A 24,146-nucleotide genomic window follows, 5' to 3' on the forward strand; every position below is an offset into this window, starting at 1 on the left:
GTCAACCAGCCCGGCGATCCGGGCTGTTGACTCCATCCTGCTCGAACGCCACAGCCGGGGCGATTACCCCGGACGTCATGCCGGGGCGGCGGCGGGGGCGGGGGCGTGCGGCTGGAAGGTGCGTCGGTAGGCGATCGGGGAGATCCCGAGGGAGCTCCGCATGTGCTGGCGCAGGGAGTTGGCGGATCCGAAGCCGGCCCGGTGGGCGACCAGGTCCACGGGCAGGTCGCTGGACTCGAGCAACTGGCGGGCGATCTCGAGGCGTTGGACGGTGAGCCACTGGACCGGGGTCATGCCGACCTCGTCGCGGAACCGCCGGGTGAAGGTGCGCAGGCTCATCCGGGCGTGGGCGGCGAGCTCCGCGAGGGCGATCGGCTCGCCGAGGCGCTCCAGGGCCCAGGCGCGGGTGGCGGTGGTGGTGGCCACCGTGGGCTCGGGCACGGGCCGGTCGATGTACTGGGCCTGCCCGCCGTCGCGCCAGGGCGGTACCACGCACAGCCGGGCGGCGCGGTTGGCGACGGCGGCGCCGTGGTCCTGGCGGATCATGTAGAGGCAGAGGTCGACGCCGGCGGCCACGCCCGCCGAGGTGAGGATGTCCCCGTCGTCGACGAAGAGCACCTCCTCGTCGAGTCGGACCCGCGGGAAGCCGCGCTGGAACTCGGGTGCGTGCATCCAGTGCGTGGTGGCGGACCGGCCGTCGAGCAGCCCGGCGGCGGCGAGGACGTACGAGCCCGTGCACAGGGAGACCAGCCGGGTACCGGGCCGGATCGCGGCGAGGGCGTCGCTCAGCGCCTGCGGCAGGGGGGCGCCCTGTGCGAGCTCGTCCATGGCGTGCGTGGGCGTGATGATCACGGTGTCGGCCGCGGCGAGGGCCTCGGGACCTGCCGAGACGCCGACGGTGAAGCCCGCGTCGCTGGTCACGGGCTGCCCGTCGGCGGTGCAGACGGTCATCTCGTACAGCGGGTTCCCGGCCTCGTCGCGGGCATTGCCGAAGACCCGGGAGGGGATCCCGAGCTCGAACGGGGGGACGCCTTCGAGGGCCAGTACCGCAATCCTGTGCATGGCCAGATCCTGACACATGGTGGCCGTCCGGCCAATACTGCGGCCTCGCTCCCGCGCCGAAGCTGGTTCCACAGCAGCACCGGACACACCTGAGGAGAAACACATGCGCGCCGTCGTCGTCAGCCAGTGGGGCGGGCCCGAGGTACTCACCGAGACCGAGCTGGAGCGGCCGGAGCCGGCCATGGGCGAGATCCTGGTACGGGTCCACGCGGCCGGGGTGAACCCGGTCGACTGGAAGACCCGCGCCAGCGGCGCCCTGATCCCCTGGGGCCCCGTCCCGCAGGTCGGCTGGGACGTCTCCGGCACGGTGGAGGCGGTCGGGCCGGGCGTGACGCTGTTCCAGCCGGGCGACGAGGTCTTCGGCATGCCGCGGTTCCCGGCCCAGGCGGGCGGCTACGCCGAGTACGTGACGGCCACGGCCCGGCACTTCACCCGCAAGCCCGGGACGCTCGACCACGTCCAGGCGGCCGCCCTCCCGCTGGCCGCGCTCACCGCCTGGCAGGCGCTGACCGACACCGCCGGGCTGAAGGCCGGGCAGCGGGTCCTGGTCCACGCGGCGGCCGGCGGCGTCGGGCACTTCGCCGTCCAGATCGCCAAGGCCCTGGGCGCGTACGTGATCGGGACCGCCAGCGCCGCCAAGCACGAGGTGCTGCGCTCGCTCGGTGCGGACGAGCTGATCGACTACCGGACCACCGACTTCGAGGACGCGGTGTCCGGGGTCGACGTCGTGATCGACGCCATCGGCGGCGACTACGGAACCCGCTCCCTGAAGGTGCTGCGGCCCGGCGGACACCTGGTCACCCTCAACGGCCCGGACGACGTGCCGGCCGGGGCCGAGGGCTTCCGCACCGGCTGGACCCTCGTCGAGCCGGACTCCGCGGGTCTGAAGGCCATCGCCGCCCTGGCCGAAGAGGGCAGGCTCCGCCCGGTCATCGACACCGTCCTGCCGCTGGAGCAGGCCGCGAAGGCCCACGAGATCGGCGAGCAGGGCCGTACCACCGGCAAGATCGTCCTGACGGTCGCACCGGCCGCACCGGCCGCACCCGTCGCCTAGACGGCGGCGGTGGCCCGGGTGGTCGTGGCGATGGTGGCGGAGCCGACCACGCGGGTGCCGTCGTAGAGGACGATCGCCTGGCCGGGGGCCACGCCGCGGACCGGTTCGGTGAAGGAGACGCGCAGCTCGCCGTCCACGAGCTCGGCGAAGACCTCGGTCTCGCCGCCGTGGGCGCGCAGCTGCGCGGTGTAGGTGCCCGGGGCGGCGGCGGTCGAGCCGCACCAGCGGGGGCGGATCGCGGTCAGTGCGGTGACGTCCAGGGCCTCGACGGGGCCGACGGTGACGGTGTTGTTCACCGGGGAGATGTCGAGGACGTAGCGCGGCTTGCCGTCGGCGGCGGGGTGGCCGATGCGCAGGCCCTTGCGCTGGCCGATGGTGAAGCCGAAGGCGCCCTCGTGGGTGCCGACCTTCTCGCCGGACTCGTCGACGATGTCGCCCTCGGCCTTGCCGAGGCGGTTCGCGAGGAAGCCCTGGGTGTCGCCGTCGGCGATGAAGCAGATGTCGTGGCTGTCGGGCTTCTTGGCGACGGCCAGGCCACGCTCCTCGGCCTCGGCGCGGATCTCTTCCTTGGTGGTGAGGGTGTCGCCGAGCGGGAACAGCGCGTGGGCGAGCTGCTTCTCGTCGAGGACGCCGAGGACGTACGACTGGTCCTTGGCCATGTCGGAGGCCCGGTGCAGCTCGCGGGAGCCGTCCTCGTTCAGTACGACGGTGGCGTAGTGGCCGGTGCAGACGGCGTCGAAGCCGAGGGCGAGGGCCTTGTCGAGCAGCGCCGCGAACTTGATCTTCTCGTTGCAGCGCAGGCAGGGGTTCGGGGTGCGCCCGGCCTCGTACTCCGCGATGAAGTCCTCCACGACATCCTCGCGGAAGCGCTCGGCGAGGTCCCAGACGTAGAAGGGGATGCCGATGACGTCGGCCGCGCGGCGGGCGTCGCGGGAGTCCTCGATCGTGCAGCAGCCGCGGGCGCCGGTCCGGAAGGACTGCGGGTTCGCGGAGAGCGCGAGGTGGACGCCGGTCACGTCGTGCCCGGCTTCGACCGCGCGGGCGGCTGCGACGGCGGAGTCCACGCCGCCGGACATGGCGGCCAGGACACGGAGGGGGCGGGCGGTGCGCGGCAGGTTCTCAGTCATAGCACCGTCCAGAGTACGGGGAACCGCGCGGGGTCACAGCGCGTTATCGGGTGCAGGGGGGTGGATCACATGGGGATCAAGGACGAGAAGGCCGGAGCGGGGCGCGGCAGGACCCGCAGAGCCGTGCTGTTCGGCGGGCTGGGGGTGCTCACGGTCGCGGCCGTCGCCGGCCGGGAGGAGATCGCGCGGGGCTGGTGGCTGCTGCCGGGGGTGTCCAAGCCGCGCAAGGAGGGCGAGCTGGACCACGCGGGCGCGAGCTGGACCGCGGCCTCTCCGGCGAACTGGCGGCTGGCGGACCGGCCGGACGACTACCGGGTGGACCGGATCGTCGTCCATGTCACACAGGGCGGCTTCGAGTCCTCGGTGGACGCCTTCAAGAACCCGTGGCACAAGGCGTCGGCGCACTACATAGTGCGCCAGGACGGGCACATCGAGCAGATGGTGCGCGAGCTGGACGTAGCCTTCCATGCGGGCAACCGCTCGATGAACGAGCGCAGCATAGGCATCGAGCACGTGGGCTTCGTGGACCGCCCCCGGGACTTCACGGACGCGATGTACGCGGCCTCGGCGCGGCTGGCGGCCGACATCTGCCGCCGGTACGGCATACCGGCGGACCGCACCCACATCGTGGGCCACTCGGAGGTCCCGGGCGCCGACCACACGGACCCGGGCCGCCACTGGGACTGGGACCGCTACGTCCGCATGGTCGGCGAGGCGCTGCGGACCCAGGCCGCCTGAGGGTGTCCTCCTGGGCTCACAGCACTAGCTGAGTCCTGCCGTGCGGGCGCGTTCCACCGCCGGGCCGATGGCGGCGGCCAGGGCGGCGACGTCCTCCTTGGTGGAGGTGTGGCCGAGCGAGAAGCGCAGGGTGCCGCGGGCCAGTTGCGGGTCGGTCCCGGTGGCGAGCAGGACGTGGCTGGGCTGGGCGACGCCGGCGGTGCAGGCCGATCCGGTGGAGCACTCGATGCCCTGGGCGTCGAGCAGGAGCAGCAGGGAGTCGCCCTCGCAGCCGGGGAAGCTGAAGTGGGCGTTGGCCGGGAGCCGGTCGTCGGGGTCTCCGCCGAGGACCGCGTCCGGCACGGCCGCGCGGACGGCGCCGATCAGCTCGTCCCGCAGGGCGCCGACCTCGGCGGCGAAGCGCTCGCGCCGCTCGGCGGCGAGGACGGCGGCCACCGCGAAGGCGGCGACGGCCGGCACGTCGAGGGTGCCGGAGCGGACGTGCCGCTCCTGGCCGCCGCCGTGCAGGACGGGTACGGGGCTCTGGTCCCGGCCGAGGAGCAGGGCGCCGATGCCGTACGGGCCGCCGATCTTGTGGCCGCTGACGGTCATGGCCGCGAGGCCGCTGTCCCCGAAGCGGACGTCGAGCTGCCCGAAGGCCTGGACGGCGTCGGAGTGCAGCGGGATCCCGTGCTCCCGGGCGACGGCGGCCAGTTCGCGCACCGGCATCACGGTGCCGATCTCGTTGTTGGCCCACATGACGGTGGCCAGGGCCACGGTGTCGGGGGCGCGTTCGACGGCTTCCCGGAAGGCCTCGGGGTGCACCCGCCCGTAGCGGTCCACGGGCAGGTACTCGACCTGCGCGCCCTCGTGCTCCGCGAGCCAGTGGACGGCGTCGAGGACGGCGTGGTGTTCGACGGGGCTGGCGAGGACCCGGGTCCGGCGGGGATCGGCGTCCCGGCGGGCCCAGTAGAGGCCCTTCACGGCGAGGTTGTCGGCTTCCGTGCCGCCGGCGGTGAAGACCACCTCGCTCGGGCGGGCGCCGATCGCCTCGGCGAGGGCCTCGCGGGCCTCCTCGACGGTGCGGCGGGCGCGGCGGCCGGCAGCGTGCAGGGAGGACGCGTTTCCCGTGGCGGCGAACTGCGCGGTCATCGCCGCAGCGGCCTCCGGCAGCATCGGCGTGGTGGCGGCGTGGTCGAGGTAGGCCATGATCCCCCGATTCTACGAGTCCGCCGGCGGGTCTCCGCCCCGCGGGGCCATGCCCTGTGGGGCGGGGGCGAGTGGGGCCGCTGCGCGGAGCCGGTCCCCGCCCCGCCCTTTCTCCGCTTCCTGGGGCTCCGCCCCGGACCCCGCGGCTCGAACGCCGGCGGGACCGGGGTTGCCGGGCGGCGCCGGCCTACTGCTGGCGCGGCGCGCGGGCCAGCTGGCGGGACTGGGCCACCAGGCGGTCCGCCGAGTCCCAGACCTCGGCGTCCTCCTCGAGGAAGCCGCCGGCCAGGTTGCGGGTGGTGATGGAGACCCGCAGCGGGCCCGGGGCGGGGCGGCGGCGGATGTGGGTGGTGAGTTCGACGGTCGGCGCCCAGCCGATCAGGCCCAGGTCGAAGGCGGTGGGCGGCAGCGCGTCCACCGCGAGGAGCATGGACAGCGGATCGGCGTCGCGGCCGTCGGCCAGCTCGAACCAGGCGCGCATCTCCCCCTTGCCCGAGGGCGCGCCGACGGCCCAGCCCGCAGTCGCCGGGTCCAGCCGGAGCCGCAGCCGGTCCACGATGGCGGAGCTGCCGGGGATCGGGGCCGGGCCGGCCTCGGCGCCGAGGCAGTCCTCGTAGGCGGGCATGGCGGGCGGCAGCGCGACCGTGCGCACGTCGTCCGGCAGGGCCCCGAGGTCGCCGTAGGAGGCGAGGACGCGGATGCGCTCGATCTCGGCGCCGCTCTCGTCGTACTGGAAGAGGGAGGCCTGCCCGGTGGAAAGGGTGCGGCCGATCCGCACAACCTGCGTGCGGATCACGGCGGGGCCGGGCACGGAGGAGGTCAGGTAGTGCGCGGAGACGGTGAAGGGGTCCGGGTGCGGCAGGGCCGCCGACAGGGCCCGGCCGACCAGGGCCAGCAGATATCCGCCGTTGACGGCGGTGATGATCGTCCATCCCGCGGAGAGCTCCGCGTCGTACACTCCGGGCTCGTCCGCGCGCGGGACGATGGTGGTGTCGCGGTCGAACTCGCTGTCGCCGATGGATGCCTGGGCCGCTGCGTATGACATGAAATCGACGGTACACCGGCTTGCTACTAAGCGGTAGCTTTCTTTTGTTACGGCTCTTCGGCCACTGCCGACCGGCGGTTCCAGGCCAGCGGCGCCCGCCAGTGGTACCGCATGGCGAGGAGCCTCAGGACGAACGTGGTCACGATGGCGAGGCCGGTGGTGAAGGCGTTGAGGGCGTCCAGGCCGATGGAGACGGCGACCATCGCGGCGCCGACCGTGGCGGGTACGGCGTACATCTCGCGGTCGCGCAGCAGCGAGGGCACCTCGTTGACGAGGACGTCGCGCAGGACGCCGCCGCCGACGGCCGTGGCCAGGCCGAGCGCGGCGGAGGCGGTGAGGCCGAGGCCGTACTCGTAGGCCTTGGTGGTGCCCGTCACGCAGAACAGCGCGAGGCCGGCCGCGTCGAAGACGTTGATGGCCCGGTTGATCCGCTGGACCTCGGGGTGCAGGAAGAAGACGAGCGCGGCGGCGACCAGCGGGGTGACGAAGAAGCTGAGCTCGCCGAAGGCGGCCGGCGGGACGGCGCCGATCACCAGGTCGCGGAAGAGGCCACCGCCGAGGGCGGTGACGAGGGCGAGGACGGCGATGCCGAAGACGTCGAAGTTCTTGCGGACGGCGAGCAGGGCGCCCGCGGTGGCGAAGACGAAGATGCCGGCGAGGTCCAGGGCATGCTGGATCCCGGGCGGGAAGAGATCGTGGAGCACCGGGTCATTGTCGCCCGGCGATGGCGCGGGGCGCGCACGGCGGGGCTGGGCGGGGGCTCTGGCCGCCGTGGCTCCGGCCGCCGTGGCTCCGGCCGCCGTGGCTCCGGCCGCCGTGGCTCCGGCCGCCGTGGCTCCGGCCGCCGTGGCTCTGGCCGCCGTGGCTCTGGCCGCCGGGCCGGTGCGGGTTCAGGACCTGGGGCTCCGCCCCGGACCCCGCGCCTCAAACGCCGGCGGGGCTGGATTTGCCCCCGCCGGCCTCAGCGCGCGGCAAGGCTGGAATTGCCCCCGGCGGCCTCGGAACATGGCAAGGCCGGACGGCCCGACGCAGGCTCGGCCCTCGGCGGGGCTGGATGTGCCCGCAGGCGGGGCCGGGGCGCTGTGCGCGGTTCCGGCCCCGCCTGGGCGTGGCGGTCGTTACTCCGTCACCAGCGCCACCGCATCCGCGGCGCCCGGCAGGGGCTGGTCGCCCGGGGCCTGGTCCGGGGCGTTCTCCGGGTGGTGGCAGGCGACCTGGTGGCCCGTCTTCAGGGCCAGCATCGGCGGTTCCTGCGTGGTGCAGATCTGCGTCGCCTTCCAGCACCGCGTGTGGAAGCGGCAGCCGCTCGGCGGCGAGATCGGCGACGGCACGTCGCCCTTGAGCAGGATGCGGCCGCTCTTGGCGCCCCGCCTCCTCGGGTCCGGAACCGGTACGGCCGACAGCAGGGCCCGGGTGTACGGGTGCATCGGGGACTCGTACAGCGACTTGCGGTCGGTCAGCTCCACGATCTTGCCGAGGTACATCACCGCGATGCGGTCGGAGACGTGCCGGATGACCGACAGGTCGTGCGCGATGATCACGTACGTGAGGCCGAGCTCCTCCTGGAGGTCGTCCAGCAGGTTGACCACCTGGGCCTGGATCGACACGTCCAGCGCCGAGACCGGCTCGTCGGCCACGACCAGCTTCGGGTTCAGCGCCAGCGCCCGCGCGATGCCGATGCGCTGGCGCTGGCCGCCTGAGAACTCGTGCGGGTAGCGGTTGTAGTGCTCCGGGTTCAGACCGACCAGGGACAGGAGCCGCTGCACCTCCCCCTTGATCCCGCCGTCCGGGGTGACGCCCTGGAGCTTGAACGGGGCGGAGACGATCGCGCCGACCGTGTGCCGCGGGTTCAGCGATCCGTACGGGTCCTGGAAGATCATCTGCACATCGCGGCGCAGCGGCCGCATGCCCGCCACCCCGAGGTGGGTGATGTCCTTGCCCTCGAACTCGACGGTTCCGCCCGTCGGTTCGAGCAGCCGCGTGATCAGCCGGCCCATGGTGGACTTGCCGCAGCCGGACTCGCCGACCACGCCCAGCGTCTCACCGCGCCGGACGTCGAAGTCGATCCCGTCCACGGCCTTGACGGCCCCGACCTGCCGGCGCAGCAGCCCCTTGTTGATGGGGAAGTGCTTGACCAGCCCGGTCACCTTCAGCAGCGGTTCCGCGGACGCCTCTCCGGAGGCCTCCGGCGCGCCGGTCTTCTTCATGTCGCTCACAGCTTCGGCGCAATCTCTTCGGTCCAGATCCGGGTCCGCTCCTCCTGCGACATGTGGCAGGCGGACCAGTGCCGGCTGTCGTCCTGGATCAGCTCGGGCCGCTGGGTGCGGGTGATGCCGCCCTTGGGGACGTCGGCGTACGGGCAGCGCGGGTTGAAGGCACAGCCGCTCGGGATGTTGATGAGGCTGGGCGGCGATCCCTTGACCGGGATGAGGCGCTCGGTCTGGTCGCGGTCGATGCGGGGCATCGAGCCCAGCAGCCCCCAGGTGTACGGGTGGCGGGGCTCGTAGAACACCTTCTCGGCGGTGCCGCGCTCGACGCACCGGCCGCCGTACATCACGAGGATCTCGTCGGCCATCTCGGCGACGACGCCGAGGTCGTGCGTGATCATGATGACCGCGGAGCCGAACTCCTTCTGCAGATCGCGGATCAGGTCCAGGATCTGCGCCTGGACGGTGACGTCCAGGGCGGTGGTCGGCTCGTCCGCGATGAGCAGCTCGGGGTTGTTGACCAGCGCCATGGCGATCATCGCGCGCTGGCGCATACCGCCGGAGAACTCGTGCGGGTACGCGTCCACGCGCCGGTGCGGCTCCGGGATGCCCACCCGGTCGAGCATCTCGACCGCCCGCTTGCGGGCCGTCTTCTTGTCGACGTCCTGGTGGGTCCGGTAGGCCTCGATGATCTGCGCGCCGACCGAGTAGTACGGGTGCATCGCGGACAGCGGGTCCTGGAAGACCATGGCCATCTTGCGGCCGCGGAGCCGGCGCACGTGGTCGGCGTCGGCGCTGACGAGGTCCTCGCCGTCGAGCCGTACCTCGCCCGAGATGTGCGGGCGGCTGCGGGCGTTGCCGGTGCGGTGCAGGCCCATGATGGCCAGCGAGGTCACCGACTTCCCCGAGCCGGACTCGCCGACGATCCCGAGCGTCTTGCCGCGTTCGAGGTCGAAGGAGAGCCCGTCGACGGACTTGACCAGTCCGTCGTCGGTGGGGAAGTGCACCTTGAGGTCGCGCACGGACAGGTAGGCCCCGTCCCGTGGCCCGGCCTGCTCGGGAACGAAGGCGGGCTCGCCGGAGGTACCGGTGCCGGAGGAAGAGGTGGGGTTCTCGGTCACGTCAGCCTCACGCGCGGGTCGATGACGGCGTACAGCAGGTCCACGATCAGGTTGGCCATCACCACGAAGAGCGCGGCGAGCAGGGTGACTCCCATGATCACGGGGAGGTCGCCGGCGCCGATCGCCGCCACGGCGGCCGTTCCCAGACCCTGGAAGTTGAAGGTCGTCTCGGTGAGCACCGCACCGCCGAGGAGTCCGCCGAGGTCGAGGCCGAACATGGTGACGATCGGGGTGAGGGTGGAGCGCAGGGCGTGCTTGCGGATGACCACGCCCTCCTTGAGCCCCTTGGCGCGGGCCGTACGGATGTAGTCCTCGCCGAGGACCTCCAGCATCGTGGCGCGGGTGATGCGGGCGTAGGTGGCGGCGAAGAGGAAGGCCAGGGTGACCCAGGGCAGGATCAGGCTGTTGAGCCAGGCTCCTGGATCCTCGGTCAGGGGTTGGTAGTTGGAGACGTCCAGCCAGCCGAGGCTGTAGACGAAGATCGCGGGGGCCACCATGCCGGTGAAGAAGATCGGCAGGGAGACGCCGGCGAGCGCGCCGACCATGACGGTGCGGTCGATGGCGGTCCGGCGCTTGAGCGCCGAGACCACGCCGGTGGCCACACCGGCGATCACCCAGATCACGGCCGCCCCGAGGGCGAGCGAGAGGGTGACCGGCATCCGGTCGAGCATGGTCTCCCAGACGGGCGCCTCGGTCTTGAACGAGTACCCGAAGCAGGGCGCCGCGCAGTGCGTGACATCCGTGCCGCCGTCGTAGTCGCGGCCGGCGAAGATGCCCTTGAGGAAGAGCAGGTACTGCTCGGAGATCGGCTTGTCGAAGCCCATCTTCACGCGGATGCCCGCCAGGGCGGTCTCGTTGGTCTCGCGTCCGGCGTACATGAGCGCGGGGTCGCTGCCGGTCAGCTTCGGGACCGCGAAGAAGATGCCGAAGGTGACCACGGAGACCACCAGCAGCGTGGCGGCGACATTGAACAGACGCCGTATGAGGTAGACGAGCACTGCAGTCGGCCGCCCGGGGCGGGTGGCCGCCGCCCCTTGTGGGGACGGCGGCCACCGCCTGCGGCCTTCACCTGCCCTTCGGACTAGCGCATGTGCGGTGAAGGCACTTACTTATGTGCTGAGTTGGTTCTCCGCCGGGGCGGCGACTACTTGGCGGCGATGCCCACGGTGGCGAGGTCGATCTTGCCCATGGAGTCGTTGAAGTAGACGTTGGTCAGGCGCGGGTTGTGGTACACGAACGCCTTGTCGAAGTTGATCGGGAGGTAGAGGGCCTTCTCCATGATCTTCTTGTTGATGTCCGTGTAGAACGGGGCCGCGGCCTCGGGCGTCGCGGCTGCGGCGGCCTTGTCGAAGAGCCCGTTGACCTCGGGGTCGTTCAGCTCGGTGTAGTTGTTGTTGCCGTTCGGCAGGATGAACGATCCGTCAACCAGCGGCTGCAGGAAGCCCGCGCCGGAGTTGTAGTCGGCGCCCCAGCCCATGACGATGATTCCGTAGTTCTTCTTCTTCACGTTCTCGGGCGAACCGATCGTGGAGGAGGAGAGCTTGCCGTCGTACTGGTCGATCGTGGCCTTGATGCCGACCTTCGCGAGCGCCGCCTGGAGGGACTCCGCGGACTTCACCTCGGGGGCGCGGTTGTTGCGCACGGCGATGGTGGTCTCGAAGCCGTCCGGCTTGCCACAGGCCTTGAGGGCCTCCTTGGCCTTGGCCTCCTGCGGCTCGCCCTTCGTCAGACCGAAGGGGTCGAAGGACTTGTCCGAGCCGGGGATGCCGGGCGGCAGCATGTTGGCGCCGAGGTCACCGCTGGTCGGGCCGCCTCGGGCGGTCTGCAGGGACTTCGGGTCGGCCGCGTAGATGACGGCCTTGCGGCACTCGATGTTGTCGAACGGCGCGACCGTCTGCGGGAAGGCGAAGTAGCGGATGTAGCCCGTGAACGGGTTGTCCGCGTTCTTCTTGAGCGCCTCGTCCTTGAGGACCTTGTTCTTGCCGGCCTGCTGCATGCCCGTGCCGTCGACCGCGAGGTCGATGTCGCCCGACAGCAGGCGCTGGTCCATGTCGTCCGGGTTGGTCGTCACCGTGAAGGAGACCTTGTCCGGCAGACCCTTGCGGATCGTGTCCGTCTTCGGGTCCCAGTGCTCGTTGCGGACGAAGGTGGCGCCCTTGCCGGCGGTGAAGCTCTCCACCTTGTACGGGCCGGTGGCGACCGGCTTGTTGGTGTAGGTGGCGCCCTCGTCCCTGGCCTTCGGGACCGGCGAGGAGGACGGCATCGCCAGCAGGTAGCTGAAGTCGGAGTTGGCGCTCGCCAGGTTGAAGACGATCGTCTTGTCGTCCGGCGTCTGGACGGACTTCAGACCCATCTTGTCCGGGTCGGTGTCCTTGTACGGGCCGGGGTACTTCTGGCCCTGGTCGAGCAGGTCGATCAGGTAGGTGGGACCGCCGGACAGCACGTCCTGCGCGAAGACGCGCTCGATGCCGTACTTGATGTCCTTCGAGGTGACCGGGGTGCCGTCGTCGAACTTCACCCCGTCCTTGAGCTTGACGGTGTACGTCTTGCCGTCGTTGCTCAGGACCGGAAGGGCCTCGGCGAGGTCCGGGACCAGCTTGGTGCCCGCCTCACCCGGCTTGCTGTCGTACGCGAGCAGCTGGCGCACGTAGAGGCGCTGCATGTTCCACACGAAGCCGTAGTAGGCACGCGCCGGGTCGAGGTAGTCGACGTCCTGGGGGGACCAGAGCTTGAGCTCGCCGCCCTTGGCGTCGGAAGGGTTCACGACGCCGGTGGTGGCGGCGTTGAAGGCTGCGGCGCCGCCGCCCTTGCCCTCGGGCTTCTTCTCGCCGTCCTTGCCACCGCACGCGGCGGTCAGGGACAGGGCGGCGATCACGGCGGTGATCGCGAGTGCCTGCTTTCTGCGGATCACGGTTGTCCAACCTCCATAGGTGGGTGAATCGTTGAAGCTGTTCAGCTGCCCTTGGGGTCGAGTGCGTCACGCAGCCCGTCCCCGAAGAGGTTGAACGCCAGGACGGTGATGAAGATCGTGATACCGGGGACCACCATGTACATGGGGTCGTCCTGGTAGATGGGGACGGCGTCGGAGAGCATCTTTCCCCAGGAGGCCGTCGGCGGTTTGACGCCGGCGCCGAGGAAGCTGAGGGCCGCCTCCGTCAGGATGTTGGTCGGGATGATCAGCGTCGCGTAGACGAGGATCGGGGCGACCAGGTTGGGCAGCAGCTCCTTGATCAGGATGTAGCCGCGGCCTGCTCCGAGGCTGCGTGCGGCCTCGACGTACTCGCGCTCCCGCAGGGAGATCGTCTGACCGCGGACGATGCGGCCGATGTACGGCCATCCGAAGAAGCCGATGACGACGACCAGTACGCCCATGCGGACGCCCGAACCCTCGAATCCCCAGAGGGAGTTGGGCACCACGGAGACCAGGGCGATGGTGAACAGCAGCTGCGGGAAGGCCAGCAGCAGGTCCATCACGCGGCTGATGACGCCGTCGACCCAGCCGCCGAGGAAGCCGGCGAGCGCGCCGAGCAGGCTGCCGATGACGACCGATACGAAGGCCGCCAGGAAGGCGACGACCAGCGAGATCCGGGCGCCGTAGACGATCCGGCTGAAGACGTCGCGCCCGTTGGTGGGTTCGACGCCCAGCAGGAAGTCGGAGCTCATGCCGCCGAACGAACCGATCGGCGTGCCCAGGTCCGGGTCGATCAGGTCCTCGTGGAACTCGTTGGGCGGGTGGCCCAGCAGGCTCACGATCTGCGGCGCGAAGATTGCCACCAGGATCAGGAGGATCACGACCACGCCGCCGGTCAGCGCGACCTTGTCGCGCTTGAGCCGCATCCAGGCGATGCGGCCGGGCGAGCGGCCTTCGATGGCCTTGGCAGGGACATCGGCTACGGACACGGGAGCGGGGGTTTCCGCGCTCGTGTCATGCAGTGGTGCCGTCATCGTGGTGGGGACCCCTCTCGGCCGACGGGTGGCCGGCCCATGCCCGCCGCTGTGGCGGCGTTGGTGCGGAGTGGCGCTCGGAGTGCGTGGGATACACAGGACGCGTGTGAAATGCAGGAATTACATGCAGGAAGTGCGGGCAGTGCTGTGCGGAGCAACAAGCGAAGTGCGCGTACCGAGCCGGGTCTCGGAGGACTGACCGGCTCTTGGGTGGGGAGTCTTCATCGGTCGCTCAATCGCCCGCCAGACCTCCCGGGGATGTGATGCGCAACCGTGATCTGCACCGACACCTTCCGTTATCCGAACCGTGGGCTCTGTTGAGCGGTGAAACACTGCCCGTTCGGCCCGGAACGGACATCCCGCCCAACTGCCATTTGCGGCATGGTTCTTGGGCGCATTCCCGGATATACCGAAGGCCGCACCGATGAGCTCCGGTGCGGCCTTCGAGACGGATGTCTCAATATGCGGATGCGGTCAGTACGACGGGGCCTGGCCCTCGCGGTCGTAGAAGGGGCGGGTCTGCGCGCGCAGCCACATCGCGACGGGGTCGTGCTCGTCGGCCAGCGCGACCGTGCACACGGGGACGCCCTCGGGGACCACGCCTACCGACTGGCGCATCATCTCCCGCACGGATTCCAGCGCGGGCGCGGAGGCGTCGTACAGGTCGAGCCCCACCGCGAGGTACGGCGACCCGAGCGCCGGCTGCACCCAGGCCCGGCGCAGCGACCGGACGGCCGGCGTGCGGTGCGCGTGCTGGGTCAGCAGCCCGTAGAACTGCGGGAGCTCGATGGCGGGCTCCGACAGCCGCAGCGGCCCGGCCGGCATCCGGTCCAGGCCGGTCGCGATCCGGCGCAGGTCGGCCCAGGGAACGCCGAGGCCGCCGCCCTGGGCGTGCGGATTGAGCCACAGTCCCCAGCGGTCGGGGTAGAGGGCGCGGGCGATGTCCCGCCCGGTGACCACCTCGTAGCCCCGGTTCCAGCCGCTGGCGGCCAGTTCCTGGGGCGAGGTCACGCAGGGCGCGTAACCCAGGCTCTCGACCTCCATGCCCCCGTACTGGGCGTCCGGGGAGCCCGGCCGCCCTTGCCAGAGCAGCATCCACAGCCGGCCCTCGGCGAGGGCGTGCAGGAGTGACTCGTAGCTCTCATAGCGCCCGGGAGTCACCTGGCGCAGCATGTGCTCGACCTGCCCGGCCGCGGCCGTGCCTGACGCACTCACCCGGTACCCCTCTTCGTCTCTTCTTCCGCCCGTCGTCAACGCGTGAACAGCTTAAGCGGCGCTACGGGACGTAGAAGGGGCGTACGCGCTCACGAATCCAGTCGGTCACCGGGTCCTGCGCCGCGTCCAGGAGGATCAACTGCACGGGCCAGGGCGCCGGGACGCGGGCCAGGGCCCGCCCGAGGGCCTCCATCGGGGCGCTCTGCGTCCCGGGGTCCCATCCCACCAGGCGGACGCCGATGAACAGCTGCGGCTCCCCGCCCTCGACGCTGGCGAGGCAGCGGTGGGCCGCGGCGACCGCCCCGACGGCGCGGAACTCCTCGGCGGCGGCGGCCAGGAAGTCCACCGGGTCGTCCTGCCAGTCGGGCTCGTACAGCCGGACCCGGCCGCCGGTGGCCGGGCCGTCGAGCGGGGTCCGGCCGGTGCGGCACAGCTCGGCGACGGCGGCGGGGGGCAGCGGGACGCCGACGGCGCCCTCGGGGTTCACGGCGATGCCGAGCTGCGGGGGCAGCCCGCGGGCGAACTCGACGGCGGGGGCCACGGCGAAGTCCATGCCGGGGCCGACGCAGGCGCGGAACTGGGCCTCGGAGCTGTACACCGGGACGTACGCCGCCCCGCCGATGTCCATCGTGGGCAGGCTGAGGCCGGCCGAGTCGGGGCCGCCGCCGCCGGGCAGCGGCACCCAGACCATGCTGCGCCCGAGCACCTCCAGGATCCGCCCCCCGGCGTCCGGCTGCCCGAGCGCCGCCCCGAGCACTTGCTCCAGCTCATTGTCCGGCCAGCCGCCGCCGCTGCCGTTGCCTTGCATGTGCCGCTGCCTCCGTCTGTGGTCCCGCCGAACGTCGTGCCGAGGTTATCGGTGCGGCGCCGCTGCTGGGGCTCCGCCCCAGACCCCGCTCCTCAAACGCCGGAGGGGCTGGATTTCACGCGGGTCCGGGCAGAGCCCGGCACCGGCGCTCAGCCGTGGAAGGCGATCCGGCTGACCGCGGCAGCGGAGCGGCGGTCCAGGAGGGTCACCGAGGCGCAGCCGGCCGGGGGGAGGCCGGACTCGGCGTCGCGGAGCAGGCGGGCCACGGCCCCGCGGTGCCGGGCGAAGGCGTACGCGGACACGTGCCGGCCCCGGGCGGCCTGCCCGGCCAGGGCTTCCTCGGCGCTGCTGTCCAGCAGCAGGAGGTGCAGCGCCCGGCCCCGGCGGCGCGCGGAGGCCGCGAGCAGGGCCCGTACCCAGGTCTGCGTACCGCAGTCGTGGACGACGACCGAGGCGCCGGAGCGCAGGGTCCGCCACAGCCCCCAGTAGTGGTCGGCCCGGACCAGCGGCCGGTACACGGCGTACGGCAGCGCGGCCGGCATCCGGCGCTCCCAGCGCTCACGGGTGTCCTGGGAATCGATGGAGCCGCCCGCGGCGGCCGCCCGCTTGATCAGGGTGCTCTTGCCGCCGCCCGGCAGGCCGGAGACCACGACGATGTCCCCCTCCGCGAAACCGAGCCGCTGGGGGCCGCCGACGCCCGGCCCGCGCAGGTCCCGGACCCGGCCGAGACCGGCTTCCGGCGCGGTGGTGCGCCCGCGCGCGCCGCGCTGGGGCGGTACCCCGTCCACGGTCCCGGTCGTCGCCAGCAGTCCGAATCTCCGCACAGTGATCGCCTCCCCCGAATCGGGTCACCAGGACCCTTGCCCACTGAGTGTAAAGAGACGGTAATCCGGCAGTCCCGGTTCCGGTCCGGCCGTCCGAAGCCCGGACAGACTTCCGGGCCCGCACGCCCGATCACGACCGTGGCGTGCAATGATGTGCGCCATCTGGACCAACTGCATACCGGCCGCTTGAATCCGCGCGGGAGAGTCCCGGCACGCCGCAAGGCCGTGCGCGGGCGCCGAAGGAGCAAGAACCTCCCTTGAATCTCTCAGGCCCCGTACCGCGTGGATGAGGCAGATCTGAAAAGCGAGCTGCGCCGCAGCAGCTCCACCCAAGGTGCAAGTCGACGCTCCCCGGTGACCGGGGGCTCTCGGCGAACCTCTCAGGTTCCGATGACAGATGGGGAGGAACGTCCTCGTCATGTCATGTCGATGCCCTGGGACCCGGGAGCCACACCCATGAGCACTGCCCCCCGTCTGACCGCCCTCGATGCGCTGCACCGTTCCCTCGGTGCGACCATGACCGATTTCGCGGGCTGGGACATGCCGCTGCGGTACGGCAGCGAGCGCGACGAACACAACGCCGTGCGCACCAAGGCCGGCCTCTTCGACCTCTCCCACATGGGCGAGATCACGCTGACCGGCCCCGAGGCCGTCAAGGTCCTGGACTACGCGCTGGTCGGCAACATCTCGACCGTCGGTGTCGGCCGCGCCCGCTACACGCACATCTGCCAGGAGGACGGCGGAATCGTCGACGACCTGATCGTCTACCGCCTGGGCGAGACGGAGTACATGGTCGTCGCCAACGCCTCCAACGCCCAGGTCGTCCTGGACGCCATCACCGAGCGCGCCGCCGGTTTCGACGCCGAGGTCCGTGACGACCGCGACGCCTACGCGCTGCTCGCGGTGCAGGGCCCGGAGTCCCCCGGCATCCTCGCCTCGCTCACCGACGCCGACCTGGACGGCCTCAAGTACTACGCCGGCCTGCCGGGCACGGTCGCCGGGGTGCCCGCGCTGATCGCGCGTACGGGCTACACGGGCGAGGACGGCTTCGAGCTGTTCGTCTCCCCCGAGCACGCCGTGGAGCTGTGGCAGGCGCTGACCAAGGCGGGCGAGGGCGTCGGCCTGGTCCCGGCCGGCCTGTCCTGCCGCGACACCCTGCGCCTGGAGGCGGGCATGCCGCTGTACGGGCACGAGCTGAGCACCTCCCTCACCCCGTTCGACGCGGGGCTGGGCCGGGTCGTGAAGTTCGAGAAGGAGGGCGACTTCGTCGGCCGCGCCGCCCTGGAGGCCGCCGCCGAGCGCGCCGCCACGAACCCGCCGCGCAAGCTGGTCGGCCTGATCGCCGAGGGCCGCCGCGTCCCGCGCGCCGGGTTCCCGGTCGTCGCCGGCGGCCAGGTGATCGGCGAGGTCACCTCGGGCGCGCCCTCCCCGACCCTGGGCAAGCCGATCGCGATGGCGTACGTGGACGCGGCGCACGCCGCGCCCGGCACCTCCGGCGTCGGCGTCGACATTCGCGGTACGCATGAGCCGTACGAGGTCGTGGCCCTGCCGTTCTACAAGCGGCAGAAGTAGTTCCGCGACGATCTCCGCTGTACGGCAGGGCCTCCGGGCAGCCGTACGGCTCCGTCTCAGTACCCAAGACCACTGTTCGTATCCACTCCCCCGCATCCAGGAGAATCAGGTCATGAGCAACCCCGAGAAGCTGCGTTACACCAAGGAGCACGAGTGGCTGTCGGACGCCGTGGACGGCGTCGCGACGGTCGGCATCACGGAGTTCGCGGCCAACGCGCTCGGTGACGTCGTCTACGCCCAGCTCCCCGAGGTCGGCGAGACCGTGACCGAGGGCGAGACCTGCGGCGAGCTGGAGTCGACCAAGTCGGTCAGCGACCTGTACTCCCCCGTCTCCGGCGAGATCGTCGAGTCCAACCAGGACGTCGTGGAGGACCCCTCGCTGGTGAACTCCGCTCCCTTCGAGGGTGGCTGGCTCTTCAAGGTGCGCATCTCGGAGGAGCCCAAGGACGTGCTCTCCGCCGAGGAGTACGCCGCCCTCACCGCCGGTAACTGACCCCAGGGGACCCTGATGTCTGTACTGAACACCCCTCTCCACGAGCTCGACCCGGACGTCGCCGCCGCCGTCGACGCCGAGCTCGTGCGCCAGCAGTCCACCCTGGAAATGATCGCGTCGGAGAACTTCGCTCCGGTCGCCGTCATGGAGGCCCAGGGCTCGGTCCTGACCAACAAGTACGCCGAGGGCTACCCCGGGCGCCGCTACTACGGCGGCTGCGAGCACGTCGACGTGGTCGAGCAGATCGCGATCGACCGGATCAAGGCGCTGTTCGGCGCCGAGGCCGCTAACGTCCAGCCGCACTCGGGTGCGCAGGCGAACGCCGCCGCGATGTTCGCGCTGCTCAAGCCGGGCGACACGATCATGGGTCTGAACCTGGCCCACGGCGGTCACCTGACCCACGGCATGAAGATCAACTTCTCCGGCAAGCTCTACAACGTGGTCCCGTACCACGTCGACGAGAGCGGCCAGGTGGACATGGCCGAGGTCGAGCGCCTCGCCAAGGAGTCCAAGCCGCAGCTGATCGTCGCCGGCTGGTCCGCGTACCCGCGCCAGCTGGACTTCGCCGCCTTCCGCCGCATCGCGGACGAGGTCGGCGCGTACCTGATGGTCGACATGGCGCACTTCGCCGGTCTGGTCGCCGCGGGTCTGCACCCGAACCCGGTGCCGCACGCCCACGTCGTCACCACCACCACGCACAAGACCCTCGGCGGTCCGCGCGGCGGTGTCATCCTGTCGACGCAGGAGCTGGCCAAGAAGATCAACTCTGCGGTCTTCCCGGGTCAGCAGGGCGGCCCGCTGGAGCACGTGATCGCGGCCAAGGCCGTCTCCTTCAAGATCGCGGCCTCGGAGGACTTCAAGGAGCGCCAGGTGCGCACCCTGGAGGGCGCGAAGATCATCGCCGAGCGCCTGGTGCAGCCCGACGTCACCGAGGTCGGCGTCTCCGTCCTCTCCGGCGGTACGGACGTCCACCTGGTCCTGGTCGACCTGCGCAACTCCGAGCTGGACGGCCAGCAGGCCGAGGACCGGCTCCACGAGATCGGCATCACGGTCAACCGGAACGCCATCCCGAACGACCCGCGGCCGCCGATGGTCACCTCGGGTCTGCGGATCGGCACCCCGGCGCTGGCCACGCGCGGTTTCGGCGCGGAGGACTTCACCGAGGTCGCGGAGATCATCGCGGCCGCGCTGAAGCCCGCCTACGACAGCGAGGACCTCAAGGCGCGCGTCTCCGCGCTCGCCGCGAAGTTCCCGCTGTACCCGACGCTCTAAGCAGCGCCACGGGAGGGGCCCGGCCTTTGTCTGCGCACAGGCCGGGCCCTTCCCGTGGTCCGGGGCGCGGTCCTCGATGTCGGGGCCGCGAAAGCCGCCGTACAGGTCGGCGTAACCGAGCCCCTCACGAACTGACGTACGCTGATTAACCGGGGCAAGGGCGCCCACGAGGCGATCTTTGCCCGCAATCCCTGCACATTCCGCACACTCCGTCGGCCGCCTCGCTACGCTGCGAGAGCGACTGGACGGTCCGTTCCCCGCCACCGCGGGGATGACCCGGGAGTCCGCCAACGTGGCCATTTCCGTTTTCGATCTCTTCTCGATCGGCATCGGTCCGTCCAGCTCGCACACCGTGGGTCCGATGCGGGCCGCCCGCATGTTCGTGACGCGGCTGAAGAAGGACGGTCTCCTCGCCCAGACCACCTCCGTCCGCGCGGAGCTGTACGGCTCGCTGGGCGCCACCGGCCACGGGCACGGCACCCCCAAGGCGGTCCTCCTTGGCCTGGAGGGGCACTCCCCCCGCACCGTGAACGTCGAGACCGCCGACGACGAGGTCGAGCGCATCCGCAAGAGCGGCCGCCTGCGCCTGCTGGGCGCGGAGATAGGCGATGGCCACGAGATCGCCTTCGACGAGCCGAACCAGCTGATCCTCCACCGCCGGCGCTCGCTGCCGTACCACGCGAACGGCATGACGCTCTTCGCGTACGACGCCGCCGGGACCCCGCTGCTGGAGAAGACCTACTACTCGGTCGGCGGCGGTTTCGTCGTGGACGAGGACGCGGTCGGCGAGGACCGGATCAAGCTCGACGACACGGTGCTGAAGTACCCCTTCCGCTCCGGCGACGAGATGCTGCGCCTCGCGAACGAGACGGGCCTGTCGATCTCCTCGCTGATGCTGGAGAACGAGAAGGCCTGGCGTACGGAGGGGGAGATCCGCGAGGGCCTCCTGGAGATCTGGCGCGTCATGCAGTCCTGCGTCTCGCGCGGCATGTCCCGCGAGGGCATCCTCCCCGGCGGCCTGCGCGTCAAGCGCCGGGCGGCCTCCACGGCGCGCCAGCTGCGCACCGAGGGCGACCCGATGATGCACCGCAGCGAGTGGACGACCATCTACGCGATGGCGGTCAACGAGGAGAACGCGGCGGGCGGGCGCGTGGTGACCGCCCCGACCAACGGCGCGGCGGGCGTCCTGCCGGCGGTCCTGCACTACTACACGAACTTCGTGCCGGGCGCGGACGAGGACGGCGTGGTCCGCTTCCTCCTCGCGGCGGGCGCGATCGGCATGCTCTTCAAGGAGAACGCCTCCATCTCCGGCGCCGAGGTCGGCTGCCAGGGCGAGGTGGGCTCGGCCTGCTCCATGGCGGCCGGCGCCCTCGCCGAGGTCCTCGGCGGCACCCCCGAGCAGGTCGAGAACGCGGCCGAGATCGGCATGGAGCACAACCTGGGCCTCACCTGCGACCCCGTCGGCGGCCTGGTCCAGATCCCGTGCATCGAGCGCAACGGCATGGCCGCGGTCAAGGCGGTCACTGCCGCCAAGATGGCGATGCGCGGCGACGGCACCCACAAGGTCTCCCTCGACAAGGTCATCAAGACCATGAAGGAGACGGGTGCGGACATGAAGGTCAAGTACAAGGAGACGGCCCGCGGCGGCCTCGCGGTCAACGTCATCGAGTGCTGATCCCGTCCCTGATCCCGTCCGGGTGACCCGCGGGGGCCCGGCGCGCGTGCGCCGGGGCCGCCGGTGCGGCCCTGCTGCGCGCGGCCCTGCTGCGCGCGGCCCTGCTGCGCGCGGCCCTCGGTCTCGTGGCCCTACGGTCCCCCGCGCCCCCGCGGCTAGCCGCGCAGGGCCTTGAGGGCGCCCCGGGCGAAGTCGTCCACCGAGGCGTCGAAGGCCTTCAGGCTCTCGGGGGTGGGGGGCGTACGGGCCTCGGCCGTGACGGTCACGTCGATCATCAGGTTGCTGTCCCGCAGGCGCAGCTCGCGCACCTGGCGCAGCTCGGTCGGTTTGTTGAAGAGGATCCGGTACGCCTCCTTGCCGACCCCCTGCACCTCGGCCAGGCCGCCTTCCGGCTGCACCCGGGCCGGGTCGGACTTCACCCTGCCGAAGACGTCCTTGGCGAAGTCGACGCTGTTGCCGTAGGAGAGGTCCAGCTCCACCTTGACGTTCCCGTACTTCGCCGGGCCGGTCTCGACGAGCGGCTGGACGCACTGCACGCCCGGGGAGCCCCCGCCCGCCCTCTTGTTCCGGTCGGCGGCCTCCTCCCGCGCGCCCAGCGGATCGGCGAGCTCCCCGTACGGCAGCGCGTTGCAGATCTCGTCCGTGGCCTTCCAGGGGTAGCCCCCCGCACCCTCCTGCGAGACCTCGCCGTCCGCGTCGCCGCCGCAGGCGGTGGCCGCCAGGACGAGGGCCGCGGCGACCAGTACACGGCGGGGAAAGCGGTGAAGACGCATCCGGTTCTCTCCAGTCACACGGGGCCCTCGGTCAGTCAACCACCCTGCCATCAAAGCGAGTTGCGCACCCGAGGATTCGCGGCTTCCCGGCCGCCGACGGCGGGCAGGAACCGGACGGCCATCTTCCGCCCCCGGGGTGCAACCATCGGCGTCCGGCCGGTGTCTCTACGGGTGACAGCACTGTCCCCGTCTCTGGAGAATCGGGGGGACGTCATGAACCGCCTACGTTCTCGTCTACGCCGTCGGCAGCTCGTGGCCCTGGCCACAGGTGCCCTGCTCACCGCCGGGATCGCGCTCGCGGCCCCGGCATCCGCCGCCACCACGGCCACCGCCGCCAGCACCCAGACCCCGCTGGTCGTCAACGCCCGCTGGGGCGGGCACTGCACGTACGACCGGCTCGTCATCGACATCGAGGGCTACGTCCCCGGGGTCACCGTCACTCCCGTCTCCCAGCTGTTCTACGACGGGTCCGGCAAGCCCGTCCCGCTGGCCGGGAAGCACTTCCTGGAGATCCGCCTGAACCCGGCCGCCGGGCACGACGACGCGGGTCAGAACGTCTACCGGGGCCCGCGGCTCCAGAAGATCTACCTGAGCAAGCTCAAGGGCATCGCCCTGACCGGCGACTACGAGGGCTACGTGACCTTCGGCGCCGCCTTCGACACGAAGCCGTACTACAGCACCACCGTCCTGCACTCGCCCGAGCGGCTCGTGGTGGACATCTCGCACCCGAACGTCTGCTGAGAAGGGCCGCCCGGGGCCTCGCAGGCCCCGGGCGCCCCGTGTCAGCCCGCCGGGCGGATCCGCATCATGCTCGGGTCCCCGTCGCCGAACCAGTCCTGCGTGCACGCGTACCGGCCCGGAGCCGCCGCACCCACCAGGCCCAGGCAGGCCGCCATCGCCCGCTGGCCGTGGGCGTTGGGGTGCATGGACTCATCCAGCGTGCCCTGCGTGTTGACGTGGTCCAGGAAGCGGAACCACTCGTGCTCACGCGGGTCCGGCCCGCCCTGGCCCACCTGTTCCGTGCCCAGCGCGCACACCTCGTGTCCGGCCAGCGCGTCCCTCAGGTCCAGGTAGTCGGTGCCGCGCGCGCCCGCCACCGCCTTGACCATGTCGCCGATCCTGGGGACGAGGGTGTACGCCGCCCAGTCCGCGTCCCGGTCGTTGAAGGGGCAGCCGTCCTTGAACATCCGGTCCGAGTCGTTCTGGTCCAGCCGGAAGGACTCCCCGCCCGGGATCGGCGACGGGTAGGACTGCAGGACGAGCCGGTAGTCGCCGTCCGCGTACCCGGCGGCCCGCATCGTGGCCCGGATGTCGTCCACGACCGCCGTGACCTTGACCTTCACGCCCGGCAGCTGGTGCTCGACCACCGGTGCCTGCTTCTTCCAGCACAGCCGCTTGAAGTACCAGTCGTACGCGCAGTCGCCGATGATCCGGCCGAAGCCGAGGTCGTTGCCGCCGATGGACAGGGCGATCAGCCTGACCCGCGAGGTCCGCGCCACGGCGGCCAGCTGATCGGTCTGCGGGGCCTCCCCCTGGTAGGGCTGCCCGCCCGCCGCCGCGCTCAGGACGTTGCCGTCTCGGCCCCCGAGCAGGCCAGGTTGACCCGCTGCTCGATGCCGGGCAGCGGGGCGGTGGCGATCTCGGAGACGTCGGAGCGGTGGCAGCCGCCGACCTCGCCGGTGGCTCCGTAGACCTTGGCGGGGTCGTAGTCCGAACCCCCGGTCCAGGCCCGGTCGGTGCCGTTGCGGGCGCCCTGGTAGCGGTCGGTGTTGCCGAGCCAGCGGCCGCCCTCGCCGGAGATGAAGCTGTCGCCCATCGCCACCGCGACGGTGGGCCCGGCGGGGGCGGCCGAGGCCTCGGGGGCGGTGAGTCCGGCCAGGGCGAGCAGCGCGACGGTCAGCAGCGCGGCGCCCCGGGAGGCGGTGCGCGTGCGGAGGGGCATGGGGGTGTCCTCTCTGGGTGGCAGCCGAAGCGGAAGGGGATCCACCCCTGCTCCGGCGGGTGGCGAGAGGCTACGATCGGCGCCC

General features: G+C 71.5%; 23 protein-coding genes and 1 riboswitch. Of the genes, 7 read left to right on the forward strand and 16 right to left on the reverse strand.

Going from position 1 to position 24,146, the window contains the following annotated elements; all coding sequences use genetic code 11:
- Nucleotides 1-75 precede the first annotated feature (75 nt).
- Nucleotides 76-1,062, reverse strand: a complete 987-nt coding sequence (locus tag AB0D94_RS06190; RefSeq protein WP_362046224.1) for a helix-turn-helix domain-containing protein — start codon at nucleotides 1,060-1,062, stop codon at nucleotides 76-78.
- A gap of 103 nt (nucleotides 1,063-1,165) precedes the next feature.
- Here AB0D94_RS06190 and AB0D94_RS06195 point away from each other — a divergent pair, with 103 nt between their 5' ends.
- Nucleotides 1,166-2,116: an NADP-dependent oxidoreductase gene (locus AB0D94_RS06195; protein ID WP_362046227.1), complete on the forward strand. Its 951-nt coding sequence runs from the start codon at nucleotides 1,166-1,168 to the stop codon at nucleotides 2,114-2,116.
- On the opposite strand, the gene mnmA is transcribed toward AB0D94_RS06195, so the two are convergent.
- Nucleotides 2,113-3,243, reverse strand: a complete 1,131-nt coding sequence (mnmA, locus tag AB0D94_RS06200; protein ID WP_362046230.1) for a tRNA 2-thiouridine(34) synthase MnmA — start codon at nucleotides 3,241-3,243, stop codon at nucleotides 2,113-2,115. The two genes, AB0D94_RS06195 and mnmA, sit on opposite strands and share 4 nt — an antisense overlap.
- A gap of 69 nt (nucleotides 3,244-3,312) precedes the next feature.
- Here mnmA and AB0D94_RS06205 point away from each other — a divergent pair, with 69 nt between their 5' ends.
- A complete protein-coding gene (locus tag AB0D94_RS06205) occupies nucleotides 3,313-3,981 on the forward strand; it encodes a peptidoglycan recognition family protein (RefSeq protein ID WP_362046233.1) in 669 nt (222 codons plus the stop codon).
- A 24-nt stretch (nucleotides 3,982-4,005) separates the two neighbouring features.
- Here the strand turns inward: AB0D94_RS06205 and AB0D94_RS06210 are convergent, their stop codons facing one another.
- From AB0D94_RS06210 to AB0D94_RS06260, 11 genes are all read right to left on the reverse strand, one after another.
- Entirely contained in the window at nucleotides 4,006-5,169 is a 1,164-nt protein-coding gene (locus AB0D94_RS06210; RefSeq protein WP_362046236.1) for a cysteine desulfurase family protein, read from the reverse strand.
- A 187-nt stretch (nucleotides 5,170-5,356) separates the two neighbouring features.
- Nucleotides 5,357-6,214, reverse strand: a complete 858-nt coding sequence (locus AB0D94_RS06215; RefSeq protein ID WP_362046239.1) for a thioesterase family protein — start codon at nucleotides 6,212-6,214, stop codon at nucleotides 5,357-5,359.
- 47 nt (nucleotides 6,215-6,261) lie between these two features.
- The gene (locus tag AB0D94_RS06220) at nucleotides 6,262-6,918 is read right to left on the reverse strand and encodes a trimeric intracellular cation channel family protein (RefSeq protein WP_362046242.1); all 657 of its coding nucleotides are present in this window, start codon (nucleotides 6,916-6,918) and stop codon (nucleotides 6,262-6,264) included.
- Nucleotides 6,919-7,332: 414 nt separating this feature from the next.
- On the reverse strand, nucleotides 7,333-8,421 hold the full coding sequence (locus AB0D94_RS06225) for a dipeptide ABC transporter ATP-binding protein (protein ID WP_362046480.1): 1,089 nt from the start codon (nucleotides 8,419-8,421) through the stop codon (nucleotides 7,333-7,335).
- A 5-nt stretch (nucleotides 8,422-8,426) separates the two neighbouring features.
- Nucleotides 8,427-9,449 carry an ABC transporter ATP-binding protein gene (locus AB0D94_RS06230; RefSeq protein WP_362046484.1) on the reverse strand — a complete coding sequence of 341 codons (1,023 nt, stop codon included), beginning with the start codon at nucleotides 9,447-9,449 and terminating at the stop codon, nucleotides 8,427-8,429.
- An 89-nt stretch (nucleotides 9,450-9,538) separates the two neighbouring features.
- Nucleotides 9,539-10,540 (reverse strand): ABC transporter permease, encoded by a 1,002-nt coding sequence (locus AB0D94_RS06235; protein WP_362046245.1) that lies wholly within the window; start codon nucleotides 10,538-10,540, stop codon nucleotides 9,539-9,541.
- Nucleotides 10,541-10,686: 146 nt separating this feature from the next.
- The gene (locus AB0D94_RS06240; RefSeq protein ID WP_362046248.1) at nucleotides 10,687-12,453 is read right to left on the reverse strand and encodes an ABC transporter substrate-binding protein; all 1,767 of its coding nucleotides are present in this window, start codon (nucleotides 12,451-12,453) and stop codon (nucleotides 10,687-10,689) included.
- 41 nt (nucleotides 12,454-12,494) lie between these two features.
- Nucleotides 12,495-13,487: an ABC transporter permease gene (locus AB0D94_RS06245; protein ID WP_362046251.1), complete on the reverse strand. Its 993-nt coding sequence runs from the start codon at nucleotides 13,485-13,487 to the stop codon at nucleotides 12,495-12,497.
- A 474-nt stretch (nucleotides 13,488-13,961) separates the two neighbouring features.
- Complete coding sequence (locus AB0D94_RS06250) at nucleotides 13,962-14,702, reverse strand: enhanced serine sensitivity protein SseB C-terminal domain-containing protein (RefSeq protein WP_031150347.1); 741 nt, start codon at nucleotides 14,700-14,702, stop codon at nucleotides 13,962-13,964.
- Nucleotides 14,703-14,763: 61 nt separating this feature from the next.
- Nucleotides 14,764-15,510: an enhanced serine sensitivity protein SseB gene (locus AB0D94_RS06255; protein WP_362046255.1), complete on the reverse strand. Its 747-nt coding sequence runs from the start codon at nucleotides 15,508-15,510 to the stop codon at nucleotides 14,764-14,766.
- 149 nt (nucleotides 15,511-15,659) lie between these two features.
- Entirely contained in the window at nucleotides 15,660-16,340 is a 681-nt protein-coding gene (locus tag AB0D94_RS06260) for an AAA family ATPase (RefSeq protein ID WP_362046488.1), read from the reverse strand.
- Between the two features lie 181 nt (nucleotides 16,341-16,521).
- Nucleotides 16,522-16,625, forward strand: a riboswitch (glycine riboswitch).
- A 165-nt stretch (nucleotides 16,626-16,790) separates the two neighbouring features.
- On the opposite strand from AB0D94_RS06260, the gene gcvT reads away from it, so the two are divergent.
- The 4 genes from gcvT to AB0D94_RS06280 all read left to right on the forward strand — a co-directional run bounded on the left by gcvT (nucleotide 16,791) and on the right by AB0D94_RS06280 (nucleotide 21,346).
- The gene (gcvT, locus tag AB0D94_RS06265; RefSeq protein ID WP_362046258.1) at nucleotides 16,791-17,906 is read left to right on the forward strand and encodes a glycine cleavage system aminomethyltransferase GcvT; all 1,116 of its coding nucleotides are present in this window, start codon (nucleotides 16,791-16,793) and stop codon (nucleotides 17,904-17,906) included.
- Nucleotides 17,907-18,018: 112 nt separating this feature from the next.
- On the forward strand, nucleotides 18,019-18,399 hold the full coding sequence (gcvH, locus tag AB0D94_RS06270) for a glycine cleavage system protein GcvH (protein WP_362046261.1): 381 nt from the start codon (nucleotides 18,019-18,021) through the stop codon (nucleotides 18,397-18,399).
- A gap of 15 nt (nucleotides 18,400-18,414) precedes the next feature.
- Complete coding sequence (gene glyA / locus AB0D94_RS06275; protein WP_362046264.1) at nucleotides 18,415-19,671, forward strand: serine hydroxymethyltransferase; 1,257 nt, start codon at nucleotides 18,415-18,417, stop codon at nucleotides 19,669-19,671.
- Nucleotides 19,672-19,963: 292 nt separating this feature from the next.
- On the forward strand, nucleotides 19,964-21,346 hold the full coding sequence (locus AB0D94_RS06280; protein WP_362046267.1) for an L-serine ammonia-lyase: 1,383 nt from the start codon (nucleotides 19,964-19,966) through the stop codon (nucleotides 21,344-21,346).
- Nucleotides 21,347-21,501: 155 nt separating this feature from the next.
- Here AB0D94_RS06280 and AB0D94_RS06285 read toward each other — a convergent pair whose 3' ends face one another.
- Nucleotides 21,502-22,119, reverse strand: coding sequence for a hypothetical protein (locus tag AB0D94_RS06285; RefSeq protein WP_362046270.1), 618 nt, complete (start codon nucleotides 22,117-22,119; stop codon nucleotides 21,502-21,504).
- Nucleotides 22,120-22,332: 213 nt separating this feature from the next.
- Between AB0D94_RS06285 and AB0D94_RS06290 the strand changes: the two genes are divergently transcribed.
- The gene (locus AB0D94_RS06290; RefSeq protein WP_362046273.1) at nucleotides 22,333-22,860 is read left to right on the forward strand and encodes a hypothetical protein; all 528 of its coding nucleotides are present in this window, start codon (nucleotides 22,333-22,335) and stop codon (nucleotides 22,858-22,860) included.
- 41 nt (nucleotides 22,861-22,901) lie between these two features.
- Here AB0D94_RS06290 and AB0D94_RS06295 read toward each other — a convergent pair whose 3' ends face one another.
- Nucleotides 22,902-23,618: a hypothetical protein gene (locus AB0D94_RS06295; protein ID WP_362046276.1), complete on the reverse strand. Its 717-nt coding sequence runs from the start codon at nucleotides 23,616-23,618 to the stop codon at nucleotides 22,902-22,904.
- Between the two features lie 62 nt (nucleotides 23,619-23,680).
- A complete protein-coding gene (locus tag AB0D94_RS06300; protein ID WP_362046278.1) occupies nucleotides 23,681-24,061 on the reverse strand; it encodes a hypothetical protein in 381 nt (126 codons plus the stop codon).
- Nucleotides 24,062-24,146 lie beyond the last annotated feature (85 nt).

It is taken from the genome of Streptomyces sp. NPDC048255 (genome assembly GCF_040652415.1).
Taxonomy (GTDB): Bacteria; Actinomycetota; Actinomycetes; order Streptomycetales; family Streptomycetaceae; genus Streptomyces.

Bases quoted from the DNA above. Each gene is read 5' to 3' on its own strand.
- AB0D94_RS06190 (WP_362046224.1), bottom strand. From the start codon at position 1,062: ATGCACAGGATTGCGGTACTGGCCCTCGAAGGCGTCCCCCCGTTCGAG.
- AB0D94_RS06195 (WP_362046227.1), top strand. From the start codon at position 1,166: ATGCGCGCCGTCGTCGTCAGCCAGTGGGGCGGGCCCGAGGTACTCACC.
- mnmA (WP_362046230.1), bottom strand. From the start codon at position 3,243: ATGACTGAGAACCTGCCGCGCACCGCCCGCCCCCTCCGTGTCCTGGCC.
- AB0D94_RS06205 (WP_362046233.1), top strand. From the start codon at position 3,313: ATGGGGATCAAGGACGAGAAGGCCGGAGCGGGGCGCGGCAGGACCCGC.
- AB0D94_RS06210 (WP_362046236.1), bottom strand. From the start codon at position 5,169: ATGGCCTACCTCGACCACGCCGCCACCACGCCGATGCTGCCGGAGGCC.
- AB0D94_RS06215 (WP_362046239.1), bottom strand. From the start codon at position 6,214: ATGTCATACGCAGCGGCCCAGGCATCCATCGGCGACAGCGAGTTCGAC.
- AB0D94_RS06225 (WP_362046480.1), bottom strand. From the start codon at position 8,421: ATGAAGAAGACCGGCGCGCCGGAGGCCTCCGGAGAGGCGTCCGCGGAA.
- AB0D94_RS06245 (WP_362046251.1), bottom strand. From the start codon at position 13,487: ATGACGGCACCACTGCATGACACGAGCGCGGAAACCCCCGCTCCCGTG.
- AB0D94_RS06255 (WP_362046255.1), bottom strand. From the start codon at position 15,510: ATGCAAGGCAACGGCAGCGGCGGCGGCTGGCCGGACAATGAGCTGGAG.
- gcvT (WP_362046258.1), top strand. From the start codon at position 16,791: ATGAGCACTGCCCCCCGTCTGACCGCCCTCGATGCGCTGCACCGTTCC.
- gcvH (WP_362046261.1), top strand. From the start codon at position 18,019: ATGAGCAACCCCGAGAAGCTGCGTTACACCAAGGAGCACGAGTGGCTG.
- glyA (WP_362046264.1), top strand. From the start codon at position 18,415: ATGTCTGTACTGAACACCCCTCTCCACGAGCTCGACCCGGACGTCGCC.
- AB0D94_RS06285 (WP_362046270.1), bottom strand. From the start codon at position 22,119: ATGCGTCTTCACCGCTTTCCCCGCCGTGTACTGGTCGCCGCGGCCCTC.
- AB0D94_RS06290 (WP_362046273.1), top strand. From the start codon at position 22,333: ATGAACCGCCTACGTTCTCGTCTACGCCGTCGGCAGCTCGTGGCCCTG.
- AB0D94_RS06300 (WP_362046278.1), bottom strand. From the start codon at position 24,061: ATGCCCCTCCGCACGCGCACCGCCTCCCGGGGCGCCGCGCTGCTGACC.